An 11600-nucleotide genomic window follows, 5' to 3' on the forward strand; every position below is an offset into this window, starting at 1 on the left:
GCGGCGGCTTCCGCGGCGCCGGCGCCGGCGGTGCCGCCCGCTGCGCCGGGCTCCGGGCGCAACGGCACCGTGACCCGGACCGCCGCCGGAACCGGCACGCGCCGGGGCAGGGGCTCCGCGAGCGGTCCCGTACTCGTGTCCGAGCGCATCCTCTTTAGCAGGATTTCGGCGCTGATCAGGCACATCGGAAGCCCGATGCCCGGGATCGTCGTACCGCCCGCGTAGTAGAGGCCGTCGATCTTCGAGGAGGCGTTCGACCCGCGGAAGAACGCGCTCTGCTTGAGCGTGTGTGCGGGGCCGAGTGCCCCGCCGCGCCAGGAGTTGAGGTCGTCGGCGAAGTCGCCCGGCCCGATCGTGCGGCGTACGACGATCCGGTCGGCGAGGTCGGGGATGCCTGCCCAGTCGGCGAGCTGCCCGATGGCGTCGTCGGCGATCGCCTCGATGGCGGGGGAGCCCGCGCCGTCGATTCCGCCGTGGCCGAGGCCGGGGTCTGCCGGGATCGGCACGAGCAGGAACAGGTTCGAGGAGCCGTCCGGTGCGACGCCGGGGTCTGTCGCGCTCGGCATGCAGACGTAGAACGACGCCGGTGAGGCGACGCTCGGCGTCTTCCCGAAGATGCGGCCGAAGTTCTCACCCCAGTCCCGGGTGAACAGGAGGGTGTGATGCTGCAGTTTCGGCAGCTGGCCGCTCACGCCGAGCAGAACGAGCACGGCGCCGGGCCCGGATACCCGGCGCTGCCACCAGGACTCCGGGTAGCTTTGCAACGGCTCGGGAAGAAGCTCGGTCTCGGTGTGGTGCAGGTCGGCGGCCGAGACCACCCGGTCGGCGGCGAGCCGAACGGTGGTCCCTGCCCTGTCGACGTAGCTGACCCCGGTGACGGATGCCCGAAGTCGCTTCGACACGCCAGGCCGCGTTCCCGGTGTGGTGGTGATGGCGGTGACTCTCGCGCCCGTGATCACTTCGACGCCCTCTGCCCTGGCGAGGTCGGCGATGCTGTCGATCAGGCGGGTGAAGCCGCCCTGCGGGTAGAGCACGCCGTCGGCAAGGTCGAGATGACTCATCAGGTGGTACATCGACGGGGTCTGGTCGGGGGAGGAACCGAGGAAGACGGCCGGATAGCCGAGGACCTGGCGCAGTCGCGGGTCGCGGACGTAGCCGGCGACGAACGTGTCGAGCGGCTGCAGGAGCAGCCGGGCGAGCCGGGGGAGGCGGGTCAGGACGTCCCGAACGAGCAGCGGCCGGAACGACTGGAAGCTCGTGTAGAGGAACCTGGACACGGCCATCCGGTAGGTGTCCTCCGCTGAGTCCAGATAGCGGTCGAGCGCGGCACCCGCTCCTGGCTCGAGGCTGTCGAACAGGGCTATATTGTCGGCGCGTTCGGCGCGGATGTCGATCGGGTCCGGGTCGTCCTCGAAGAAGACCCGGTAGCCGGGGTCGAGACGGCGCAGCTCGAGCTGCTCGGCAGAGCTCGTGCCGAACAGGCGGAAGAAGTGGTCGAAGACGCCGGGCATCAGGTACCAGGACGGTCCGGTCTCGAACCGGAACCCCTGTTCCGTCCACGATCCTGCGCGGCCACCGAGGGTGTCGTTGGTTTCGAGCAGGGTCACCCGGTGCCCGTCACGGGCGAGCAGGGCCGCACTGGCGAGGCCGGCGATCCCGCCGCCGATCACGATCGTGCGGTTTCCATTCGAAGGGGTCATTTCTTCCACGCTCCAGGGCCGAGGGCTGCGCCGAGGGCGATCATCAGTTTTTCCGGGTCGGGTACCCGCACCCGGGTGTTCAGCAGGGATCGGGCGGGCGTTCCGCGGAGTTTGACCGCGAGGCTCGCGAAGAGGCCGTGCGCTGCGGCAACCGCACGCCGACTCCCGCGGGGGAGCAGGGGCAGCGCGCGCGCCGCGGCGTCGAGGTCCGCGTCCATGTCGTCGAGGAGGAAGTCCTTCTCCTCGTCGGTCATGGTGAGCAGGTTCACTCCCGGGAAGTAGTTGCGTCCGAGATCGTCCCGGTCGGCGGCGATGTCCCGCAGGAAGTTGACCTTCTGGAAGGCTGCTCCGAGGCTGCGGGCGCCGGCCGTGAGCGTCGCCAGTTCGGTCTCCGTGCGTTCGGACTCGTGCAGGAACGAGCGCAGGCACATCAGCCCGACGACCTCCGCCGAGCCGTAGATGTAGTCGGCGATGCCGGCGGCGTCGAAGGGGGCCGGGTCGAGGTCGCGTCGCATCGACGCGAAGAACGGCGCCGTGAGCCGGGCGTCGATGCCGGTCGCCCGCGCGGTGTCCGCGAAGGCGTGCACGATGAGGTTGGTGCTGAAGCCGGTCTCGATCGCCCTCAGGGTCTCGTCCTCGAGCCCGTCGAGAGCCGCACGCTGGGCCGCGTCCGGGAGACCGGCCTGGCTGGCCGCGCCGTCGACGATTTCGTCCGCGATCCGCACGAGGGCGTAGATCGAGCCGACCTGGCGGCGTTCCCGCGCGGCGAGGAGGCGGCAGGCCAGCCCGAACGATGTCGAGTAGACGCCGATGACCTGGGCTGAGCTCGCATGAGCAGCCCGGGTGTACGTCGCGATCTGGGTGGCCGTGCCGGTCGTGGGCGTCGGGCGTCGGGTGTCGGTCATCGGCTGCGATTCACTGAGGTGTCGGCGAGCTGGGTGAGGGTCGTGCGGAGGACCGCGGGGATCGCGGCGGTGTCGAGCGCGGCGACCGCCCTGCGGGCGTGGTCGATCGCGAGCTCGTCGGTGGACTGCAGTGCCCCGCAGCTGCGCAGGAGTACCCTGGCCTCCTCTGCCTCGTCCTGGGTGAGGTCGGCCTTGCCGACGAACGGTGCGATCGCCGGCCAGTCGCCCGTCGTACCGGCGTAGGCAACGAGCGCGGTCTGCTTGCCCTCGCGCAGGTCGGTCAGTGCGCTCTTCCCCGTGCGCGCGGGGTCTCCGAAGACGCCGAGGATATCGTCGGTGAGCTGGAAGGCGACGCCGACGAGCCTGCCGAACCGTCCGAGGGCGACGATCGCCTCCTCGCTCGCCCCCGCGAGCACGGCCCCGGCCATCAGGGGAGCCTCGAAGGAGTAGACGGCGGTCTTCTGCTCGAGGGTCACGGTCACTTCCTCGACAGAGAGGGGAGTCTTCGAAGCGGTGTTCGTGACGTCCGCGAGTTCACCGGCCGCCGACACGAAGACGGCCCGGTCCAGAAGGTCGAGGAGCCGGCCGCGCTGCTCGGCGCCGATCGGCAGCAGGGCGAGTGCGCGGTGCGCCTCGCTCAGGGCGAGGTCGCCGGCGAGGATCGCCGCCGTGGTCGCCCAGGCGCCGGTCTGCGTCCCGACGGCGCCATGGGCGAGGGCGCGCTCCGTGAACCTGCCGGCGACGTTCGCGACGCCGCGACGGTGCAGGTCGCGGTCGATCACGTCGTCGTGGATTACGAACGCGGTGTGCAGGAGTTCGAAGCTCACGGCGACCGGGATCGCCAGGCTCATCTCTGTTCCTCCGAGTCCGGCGAACGCGGCGAGCACGAGCGCGGGACGCACCCGCTTGCCGCCACTGCTGGCCTGCTCGAGCGAGTCCCAGAGAGCGACGTAGTGCGTTCCGTAGTCGCTCGCTCGCAGCCTGGCCGCCGCGAAGTATCGCTGGAGTTCGGTCTCTACTTCGATGTGGGCGATCTCAGGCATCGAATCTCAACTCCTTCAGTTGGAGCACCATCCATGGGCTGAAGGCCCACGGGCTGGAGAGCGCGCTCGCGCGCAGGGTTTCGGGGTCGGTCCACACGTATTCGGAAACCTCATCGGGATTCGGCACGGGGTCGGTGTGCACCGTCGCGCGGTACACCGGGCAGATCTCGTTTTCCACGATGCCGCTCGCATCCGTCGCCCGGTAGCGGAACAGGGGAAGCGCCACGGTCAGTTCGTCGAGGTCGAGGCCGAGCTCAAACCGGCCGCGCCGTGCGATGGCCCGCCGCTGCGACTCGTCCGGGAGGGGATGCCCGCAGAAGGAGTTCGTCCAGACTCCCGGCCAGGTCCGCTTGCCGAGGGCGCGCCGGGTGACGAGAACCTCCCCGCGTTCGTTGAAGACATAGACCGAGAAGGCGAGATGAAGGGCGGTATCGGCGTCGTGCATCGTGCTCTTGGGCGCCGAGCCGATCGGGCGCCCTGATTCGTCGAGCAGTACGACGAGTTCGACCGTCTGGTCCACAGCCTGCATGTGATTCCTCCCCTTCCCGCCACCATACCCGTAGATATTGCTAACCAAGTTAGCTAATCGTGAGGCTAGCATGGTGGAATGTCCGAACGAGCCACTTTCCCGCCCCGGTCTCCGTCGCCGGAGCCGAGCTTCTGGACCGGCCAGGGGAACAACGGGACGACCGGGACCACCGGTGCTCGCGACGTTCTCGCCGCGCTCCGGGCATTCCGGGCCGCGGATGCCGCGATGCGCGAGCGCGCCAGGGCCGAGCTCGCGGTGAACGAGACCGACCTCGTGGCCATCAGGCACCTGATCCAGCGCGAGGCCCGCCGGACCCCGGTCAGCCCGAAGGATCTCACCTCCCACCTCGGGATCTCCTCTGCCGCGACGTCGAAGCTGCTCGCGCGCCTGACCCGCACCGGGCACATCCGCCGCGAGGCGCACGCCGTGGACGGACGGGTCCAGCTCATCTTCGCGACGCCGGCGGCGCATCAGGAGGTGCGCCGGGCGCTCGGGGGCGTGCACGAGCGGATGTTCGCGGCCGCAGAGGACCTCGAACCGTCCGAACGAAACGCCGTTATCCGCTTCCTCACGGCCATCGCCGACGCCATGTCCGCAACGACGACGGACACCGCGTCGCACCACGGCGGCACTCCGACCGGGGTCACAGCCCCGAGCGGGGGGACCGAAGCGGTTCAGGGGCACTCGACCACCTAGGCTTGACCGGTGCCAACACCAGCAGCAGACCATGTGACCGCCCTCCTCGCGTCCTACCAGGACTTCCCGGAGACGGGCATCCTCTTCCGGGACCTCAACCCCGTTTTCGCGGACGCCGTGGCCTTCCGGGCGCTCATCGACGAACTCGCCGGGCGGTTCGCCGGGCAGTTCGACGCGGTCGCAGGAATCGAAGCGCGGGGTTTCCTGCTCGCGGCGGCCGTGGGATACGCGGCGGGGGCATCCGTGCTCGCCGTGCGCAAGGGCGGCAAGCTGCCCGGCTCCGTGCTGTCGGAGAACTACGACCTCGAATACGGTTCGGCGTGCCTCGAACTCGAGATCGGCCAGCTGCCGGAGGGATCCCGGGTGCTCGTCCTCGACGACGTGCTCGCGACGGGCGGAACGATCGCGGCCACCTCCCGGCTCGTCCGGCGTGCCGGCTATCGGCTGACGGGCGTCGGCGTCGTGCTCGAGCTCACCGAACTCCTCGGCCGCGACCGCCTCGGCACCACCCCGCTGCACACCATCGTCGCCCTGTAGAACCACCCCGCAGCGGGCAGGCACCGACCGCACTGTGCGAAAACCGCACGCTCTGGGCCGAATGGCGGCCGGATGCCGCATGCTTGGTTCATGACGGGAAACGGCGACGAGTGGGTCTTCGCGCCAGACGGCCGCAGGTTCTGGGGACGCTTCGGGGCCGCCGGGCTGCTTGTGCACCACGCCGACCTCGGGGTGCTGATGCAGCATCGCGCCGCGTGGAGCCACAACGGCGACACCTGGGGGCTTCCCGGCGGCGCCCGGCATGAACACGAGACTGCCCTCGAAGCCGCGCTCCGCGAGGCGAACGAGGAGGCCGGCGTGCCCGCCGAACTCGTGAGCGTGCAGTTCAGCTCGGTACTCGATCTCGGCTTCTGGTCGTATACGACGGTCGTCGTACGCGCCCTCGAACCCTTCGAGCCCGTGATCAGCGACCGTGAGAGCATCGCACTGCGCTGGGTGCCCGCCGAGCTCGTCGACGCACTGCCGTTGCACCCCGGCTTCGCCCTGAGCTGGCCGGCCCTGCGCGCCCGCCTGGACGGGGCGGATGCCGGCGGCCCGGCCACCGACGTCCGCTCGCCGGAGTCGCGCGCCTGACCCGGTGCAGTCAGACGGCGGTCAGCACCCGGAAGACGGGATGGTCCGCGGCGATCGCCTCGAATGCCGAAACGGGTTCGTGCCGTTCCACGGGAATGTGCGGGCGCCCGCCCGGGGCCTTCTCGACGAAGCGTTTCAGGATCGGCGCGCGGTCCTCCGCCGGCACCTCGACGAGCCAGACCGGGCGCGCCGTGCGCCTGCGGAGCGTCGCCCGGCCGCCAGCAGCGCGCACGTTCCGCACCCAGTTGCATTCGCCGAGCATCGAGACGAGGTGCCACTGGCCGTCAACGTCGGCCATCCCGATCGGGAACCGGGTCACCTGTCCGCTGCGTCGCCCGATGACCTCGAGGGAGACCCAGCGTCTCGGCAGCACTCCGAGGCGCAGCGCCCGGTTCCACAACCGTGCATAGCGCTTCGCCGTGGCGTTCCCCTGCCCGCCGGAATACATCGCGCGAAGCCGGTCTGCCTGGGCGCCCATTACCGCGCCCTCCTCACCGGACGGGACGCCGGCCGGGGGACCGCGTGCGCATCGCCCCGGGGAAGCCACGGCACGGTCGGGCTCGTCACGCGCTGGTATGCGGGATAGTCCGTGTCCATGCCCGAAGCGTACGCCGGGTTCGGCCGTCCGGCACCGTGCTTCCGGCACGCTCCACCCGATCCGTGACACCGGCCCCGTGCGACCCGCTACCGTTGACACCCGGAGGAATCATGAAACTGGAACCGTTGTTCCTCAGGCTCGACCGGGTCGCCGGTGGTCGGTCCGTCGAATACACCATCGCGCCCGAGATGCGCCGGCACCCCAGGACCAGGCGCACGTTCGTCGCGATCCTGTGGCTCCTCGCCGCGGAACTGGTCCTCGGCGCGGCCGCGGTCGTCATCGCTGTCGTCCTGTTCCTCGGCGGCACCGAGATCCCGACCTCGGTCTGGATGCGCACCTTCGTCGTGCTCGCGATGACGCTCACCCTGCTCTACTTCGCCTGGCGGGCGCAGAAGGGCTTCTACTGGGCCTACCTCCGGCTGCGCCTGTTCAGCAAGATCTTTCCGGTGATCACGCTCGTCCTCGCCGCCATCCCGGGCCTGTACCCGTTGTGGATGGTCAGCGAGCAGATCCTGTTCAGCCTCATCATGATCGGCGTCGGAGACTACCTCTCCTCCGACCACATGCGCGAGGCGTTCCCCAGGCCGCCGCGCACACCGAAGCCGCCGCGCACACCGAGGCCGCCGCGCACCCCGAAGCCGCCGCGCACCGCACCGCCGCGCTAGCCTGGCGCGTTACGGACCCCACCCGAATGTCGCAGGGCGCCGCGACGCAGGCTCAGGCCTCCCGCACGACCTCCTCCGCGGCCTTGTCCGGGCGCCAGCCCCGCCACGACGGATGCCGCAACCGGCCATCCGAGGTCCACTCGAGATAGTCGACCTCCCCGACCAGGACAGGCCGCACCCAGTGCGCGTCCCTCACATCGGCCGCCGGCACCGCAGCGAACGGGCTCTCCGCCTGCGCGAGCCGGTCGAGCCGGCCACGCAGCACGACCAGGTCCCTGTCGCGGAAACCGGTGCCGACCCTCCCGACGTACTCGAGCCCCGCCTCGGACGGAATCCCGAGGAGCAGCGAACCGAGCGACCGCGACCGGTTGCCGTTCCCGGTGCGCCAGCCGCCGATCACGACCTCCTGAGCCCGGTGGTGCTTGATCTTGATCCAGGACCGCGACCGCCGCCCGCCCTCGTATCCGCCGTCGGCGTCCTTCGCGACGATGCCCTCGAGGCCGAGCTCGCGACTCACCCGCACGGCATCCTGCGCGTCGCCGGGCAGGTCAGGCGACAGCTGCACCGCCCCGTCGCCCGTGACGAGCGACTCGAGGATCGCCCGTCGCTCCGAGTACGGCGTGCGGCTGAGGTCGACCCCGTCGCGTTCGAGCACGTCGAACACGAGGTACTGCACCGGGGTGGCGGCGGCCGCGGCGGCCACCGTGCGGCGGGTCAGGTGCATCCGGCTCTGCAGCAGGCCGAAGTTCGGCCTGCCGGAACGGTCGAGTGCGACGATCTCCCCGTCGAGCACCGCGCTGGCCGTGTCGACAGCGGTCGGAACCGCCGCGAGGAGCTCGGGGTAGGCATCCGTCACCTCGTTGCCCGCCCGGGTGAAGAGCCGCACCGGCCGTTCGGCGCCCACCGTCGACAGGTAGGCGAGCGCGCGAATGCCGTCCCACTTCGGTTCGAAGGCCCACCGGATGTCCGTGACCAGGTCCGCGGCCGATCCGAGCGTCGCAAGCATGGGCGTGTACCGCCCCCGCGGGCTCGCATCCGGCCGCCCGCCCGGCGCGACTCCGCCGGTCTCTGCGCCGGGGGCCGTTCCGGGAGTCCGTCCGGAGTCCGCACCGGTCTCGGGGCTCGGGTGACCCGATGTCGTCGCGGTGTCCGGTTCGGCAGCGGCTGATTCAGCAGCGGATGCGGCGGCCGGTGCCACCGCCCGCCGGACCCTGGCGCCGGCCTTCGGCTTCATCAGGTGGATGAGCCAGTTCTGGGCAGAGCGGTCGTGAGAACCCTGACCCTGCGCGTTCGTGCGGATGAGTGCGAACCTCCGCGTGCCCTCGAGGCCCCCGCCCGGCTCCCCGTGCAGGGTCGCGATGACCTCGTCCTCCCGCCATTTCTCGAGGTCGTAGCGGCCGCGATCCCAGATCGACACCGTGCCCGCCCCGTATTCCCCTGCCGGAATCTCACCCTCGAACCCGCCGTACTCGAGGGGATGGTCTTCGGTGCGCACGGCGAGGTGATTCTTCGCCGGATCCGTCGGCACCCCGCGCGGGAGCGCCCAGGAGGCGAGGACACCCTCGTGCTCGAGACGGAAGTCGTAGTGCAGGTTCCTGGCGTGGTGTTCCTGGATCACGAAGCCCTGCCGGTCGGGGCTCGCAGTCACGGCCGCGGTGCCTGCTTCCGGCACAGGCTCCGGGGTGCGCGCCGCCGAGCGTTTGCTGCGATACACGGCGAGCCGGTCCCCGGGGTCCGGCGCGGGGGCATCCGCCCCCGCATCGCGCGCGCCGTCGCGTGCCGGTTCGCGCGCCTCCGAACCGTGCGCTCCGAGCAGCGCGGCGAGCGGATCGCCGCCGTGTTCGACCCGGCTCAGCGCCTGCTTGTAGTCGAGCTGGGCGAGTCCGGGCTCGGCGAGCTCCCGCCAGGTGCGCGGCATCGCGACCATCGGCCGGAACGTGCCGCGCAGGGAATACGGGGTGATCGTGGTCTTCGCAGCGTTGTTCTGGCTCCAGTCCACGAGCACCTTGCCGCCCCTGATCGACTTCTTCATGTCGCTCACCACGAGGTCGGGGTGGTCGGCTTCGAGCGCCCGCGCGAGTTCGTGCGCAACCTGCGAGATCTCGTCGGAGGTATGGGTCAGGTCGAGCGCGGCATACAGGTGGATGCCCTTGCTCCCGCTGGTGACCGGGAGCGGGTCGAGTCCCATATCGCGCAGGATGGCGCGTGCGAGCCTGGCCACCTCTGCGCACTCCGGGAGGGTGACGCCCTCACCGGGGTCGAGGTCGAGCACGAGCCGGTCGGGGTTGCGCCGGCTGCCGTCCCGCCCGAACTGCCACTGCGGAACGTGGAGCTCGAGCGCCGACATCTGCCCGAGCCAGGTCAGGGTCGCGACGTCGTTCACGAGCGGGTACACGTTCGTGTGGTCGGTGTGCTCGATCGAGTGGCGCTGCACCCAGCTCGGCGCTGAGTCCTCGAGGTTCTTCTGGAAGAACATCTTCTCCGGCTTCTCCACCGTGCCGACCCCGTGCACCCAGCGCTTGCGGGTCGCCGCACGGTTCGCGGCGTGCGGCACGAGCACCTCGGCGATCGCGGCGTAGTACCCGAGGACATCCGCCTTTGTGGTGCCGGTCTCGGGGTAGAGCACCTTGTCGAGGTGCGTGAGAGTGATCCGGTGACCGTCGACGGACACGACCTGGCTCGTCGCCTCGTTCATCCGGCCTCCGTTCCGATCGATTCGCCCGGGTTCTCCCGATGCCGTTCCACCAGCATGCCCGCGCACTCCCCGTCCGGCTAGTACGGGCGGCGGATGCGGTGTCTACTGGTTCGCATGAGATCGATCTGGAAAGGCTCCATCACCTTCGGCCTCGTCAACGTGCCCGTCAAGGTCTACAGCGCGACAGAAGACCACGACACCGCGCTGCACCAGGTCCACGACGCCGACGGCGGGCGCATCCGCTACCAGCGGCGGTGCTCCCGCTGCGGCCGGATCGTCGACTACGCCCACATCGACAAGGCGTACGACGACGGCGAGAACACGGTCGTGCTCACGGAGGAGGAGCTCCGCAGGCTGCCGGCGGAGAAGAGCAGGGAGATCGACGTCGTCGAGTTCGTGCCGAGCGAGCAGCTCGACCCGATGCTGTTCGAGAAGAGCTACTTCCTGGAACCGGACGGCGCATCGCCCAAGGCGTATGTCCTGCTCCGGCGCGCGCTCGAGGCGAGCGATCGCACCGCGATCGTGCGTTTCGCACTCCGCCAGAAGACCCGGCTCGGCGCGCTCCGGGTGCGCGGTGACGTGCTGCTCCTGCAGGCGCTGCTCTGGAGTGACGAGGTGCGGGAGGCCGACTTCCCCGCCCTGGCCGAATCCACGAAGATCTCGCGGCAGGAGCTCGAACTCTCGGCGGCGCTCGTCGAGTCCTTCGCCTCCGACTTCACCCCCCAGGACTACCGCGACGACTACCAGGACCAGCTCAGGGAGCTGATCGAAGCCAAACTCGCGGCCGGAGAGACCGTCGAGGCGGCCGAGGCAGGGGAGGCGGGGGAGGCCACAGGAGAGGAGTCCGGCGGCGGCGAGGTCCTCGACCTGATGGAGGCGCTCCGGCGCAGCGTCGAGCGCAGCCGGGGAGGAGGGAAGGGCGGCACCGCAGCGGAGGGCGACGACACGGCGCGGCCCGCGAAACGGCGCATTCCGTAGAGCGTCGGCGCATCGGTAGACTCGCACAATGGCAGGGGCGGAAGTACCCATCATCAGTTCCAGGGTTCTGACCCTGCCCAACCTGCTGAGCGCCCTCCGGCTTACCCTCGTCCCGGTCTTCCTCGTCCTGCTCGTCCGCGGCGCGGATGCCTGGGCCCTCCTCGTGCTCCTCGTCGCGAGCCTCACCGACTACCTCGACGGCGTGATCGCGCGGCGCTTCAACCAGATCACCCGGCTCGGCCAGCTCCTCGACCCCGCGGCCGACCGCCTCTACATCTTCGCGGCGCTCCTCGGCCTGGCCTGGCGCGACCTCGTGCCCTGGTGGATCGTCCTCATCGTGATCGGCAGGGACGTCTTCCTGCTCGGCCTCGGGATCGTCCTTGCGAACCACGGCTACGGTCCGCTCCCGGTCAACCTGCTCGGCAAGGCCGCGACCTTCTGCCTCTTTTATGCGCTGCCGCTGATCATGCTCGGCCAGGCTTTCCCGATGCTCGGCTGGTGGTCCCTTCCGATCGGCTGGGCCTTCGGAATCTGGGGGGCATTCCTGTATTGGTGGGCCGGAATCATCTACGCTTTCGAGACGGCCAGGGTGATTCGGATTCCGCGGGCCATACCGCCCATTCGATCGGATACGATTGGGGGGTAGGAGGTGTACCGGTG

12 protein-coding genes are annotated in these 11600 nt (G+C 70.1%); 6 read left to right on the top strand and 6 right to left on the bottom strand.

The features are described from left to right. The 4 genes from crtI to idi all read right to left on the bottom strand — a co-directional run. The coding region (gene crtI, locus E3O46_RS06620) for a phytoene desaturase family protein (RefSeq protein WP_134561382.1) at positions 1 to 1700 on the bottom strand (1700 nt) is incomplete at its 3' end. Next, positions 1697 to 2605, bottom strand: coding sequence for a phytoene/squalene synthase family protein (locus E3O46_RS06625; RefSeq protein ID WP_134446123.1), 909 nt, complete (start codon positions 2603 to 2605; stop codon positions 1697 to 1699). The genes crtI and E3O46_RS06625, both read right to left, overlap by 4 nt. Continuing rightward, positions 2602 to 3648 (bottom strand): polyprenyl synthetase family protein, encoded by a 1047-nt coding sequence (locus E3O46_RS06630; RefSeq protein ID WP_134446122.1) that lies wholly within the window; start codon positions 3646 to 3648, stop codon positions 2602 to 2604. The genes E3O46_RS06625 and E3O46_RS06630 overlap by 4 nt, the downstream gene beginning before the upstream one ends. Continuing rightward, a complete protein-coding gene (idi, locus tag E3O46_RS06635) occupies positions 3641 to 4177 on the bottom strand; it encodes an isopentenyl-diphosphate Delta-isomerase (protein ID WP_134446121.1) in 537 nt (178 codons plus the stop codon). Before idi ends, E3O46_RS06630 begins: the two co-directional genes overlap by 8 nt. Before the next feature lie 78 nt (positions 4178 to 4255). On the opposite strand from idi, the gene E3O46_RS06640 reads away from it, so the two are divergent. The 3 genes from E3O46_RS06640 (at position 4256) to E3O46_RS06650 (ending at position 6004) form a co-directional block, all read left to right on the top strand. Next, entirely contained in the window at positions 4256 to 4873 is a 618-nt protein-coding gene (locus E3O46_RS06640; RefSeq protein ID WP_134446120.1) for a MarR family winged helix-turn-helix transcriptional regulator, read from the top strand. Positions 4874 to 4882: 9 nt separating this feature from the next. Beyond that, positions 4883 to 5410: an adenine phosphoribosyltransferase gene (locus E3O46_RS06645; RefSeq protein ID WP_134446119.1), complete on the top strand. Its 528-nt coding sequence runs from the start codon at positions 4883 to 4885 to the stop codon at positions 5408 to 5410. Between the two features lie 90 nt (positions 5411 to 5500). Next, positions 5501 to 6004, top strand: coding sequence for an NUDIX domain-containing protein (locus tag E3O46_RS06650; RefSeq protein ID WP_134446118.1), 504 nt, complete (start codon positions 5501 to 5503; stop codon positions 6002 to 6004). Between the two features lie 10 nt (positions 6005 to 6014). On the opposite strand, the gene E3O46_RS06655 is transcribed toward E3O46_RS06650, so the two are convergent. Further along, positions 6015 to 6482: a nitroreductase/quinone reductase family protein gene (locus E3O46_RS06655; RefSeq protein ID WP_198413697.1), complete on the bottom strand. Its 468-nt coding sequence runs from the start codon at positions 6480 to 6482 to the stop codon at positions 6015 to 6017. A gap of 230 nt (positions 6483 to 6712) precedes the next feature. On the opposite strand from E3O46_RS06655, the gene E3O46_RS06660 reads away from it, so the two are divergent. After that, on the top strand, positions 6713 to 7267 hold the full coding sequence (locus E3O46_RS06660; RefSeq protein ID WP_241987351.1) for a hypothetical protein: 555 nt from the start codon (positions 6713 to 6715) through the stop codon (positions 7265 to 7267). A 52-nt stretch (positions 7268 to 7319) separates the two neighbouring features. Here the strand turns inward: E3O46_RS06660 and E3O46_RS06665 are convergent, their stop codons facing one another. Then, positions 7320 to 9962 (bottom strand): ATP-dependent DNA ligase, encoded by a 2643-nt coding sequence (locus E3O46_RS06665; RefSeq protein WP_134561383.1) that lies wholly within the window; start codon positions 9960 to 9962, stop codon positions 7320 to 7322. 114 nt (positions 9963 to 10076) lie between these two features. On the opposite strand from E3O46_RS06665, the gene ku reads away from it, so the two are divergent. Together ku and E3O46_RS06675 are read left to right on the top strand one after the other, a co-directional pair. Then, positions 10077 to 10940 carry a non-homologous end joining protein Ku gene (gene ku / locus E3O46_RS06670; protein ID WP_134446116.1) on the top strand — a complete coding sequence of 288 codons (864 nt, stop codon included), beginning with the start codon at positions 10077 to 10079 and terminating at the stop codon, positions 10938 to 10940. Positions 10941 to 10968: 28 nt separating this feature from the next. Then, positions 10969 to 11586, top strand: a complete 618-nt coding sequence (locus E3O46_RS06675) for a CDP-alcohol phosphatidyltransferase family protein (protein ID WP_134446115.1) — start codon at positions 10969 to 10971, stop codon at positions 11584 to 11586. Positions 11587 to 11600 lie beyond the last annotated feature (14 nt).

The sequence above is a fragment of the Cryobacterium glucosi genome, assembly GCF_004402235.1.
GTDB lineage: Bacteria > Actinomycetota > Actinomycetes > Actinomycetales > Microbacteriaceae > Cryobacterium > Cryobacterium glucosi.

What these genes read in the sequence shown, in the direction of transcription:
- E3O46_RS06650 (WP_134446118.1), top strand. Translation starts at nt 5,501, where the DNA reads ATGACGGGAAACGGCGACGAGTGGGTCTTCGCGCCAGACGGCCGCAGG.
- E3O46_RS06665 (WP_134561383.1), bottom strand. Translation starts at nt 9,962, where the DNA reads ATGAACGAGGCGACGAGCCAGGTCGTGTCCGTCGACGGTCACCGGATC.
- idi (WP_134446121.1), bottom strand. Translation starts at nt 4,177, where the DNA reads ATGCAGGCTGTGGACCAGACGGTCGAACTCGTCGTACTGCTCGACGAA.
- E3O46_RS06655 (WP_198413697.1), bottom strand. Translation starts at nt 6,482, where the DNA reads ATGGGCGCCCAGGCAGACCGGCTTCGCGCGATGTATTCCGGCGGGCAG.
- E3O46_RS06625 (WP_134446123.1), bottom strand. Translation starts at nt 2,605, where the DNA reads ATGACCGACACCCGACGCCCGACGCCCACGACCGGCACGGCCACCCAG.
- E3O46_RS06675 (WP_134446115.1), top strand. Translation starts at nt 10,969, where the DNA reads ATGGCAGGGGCGGAAGTACCCATCATCAGTTCCAGGGTTCTGACCCTG.
- E3O46_RS06630 (WP_134446122.1), bottom strand. Translation starts at nt 3,648, where the DNA reads ATGCCTGAGATCGCCCACATCGAAGTAGAGACCGAACTCCAGCGATAC.
- E3O46_RS06660 (WP_241987351.1), top strand. Translation starts at nt 6,713, where the DNA reads ATGAAACTGGAACCGTTGTTCCTCAGGCTCGACCGGGTCGCCGGTGGT.
- E3O46_RS06640 (WP_134446120.1), top strand. Translation starts at nt 4,256, where the DNA reads ATGTCCGAACGAGCCACTTTCCCGCCCCGGTCTCCGTCGCCGGAGCCG.
- ku (WP_134446116.1), top strand. Translation starts at nt 10,077, where the DNA reads ATGAGATCGATCTGGAAAGGCTCCATCACCTTCGGCCTCGTCAACGTG.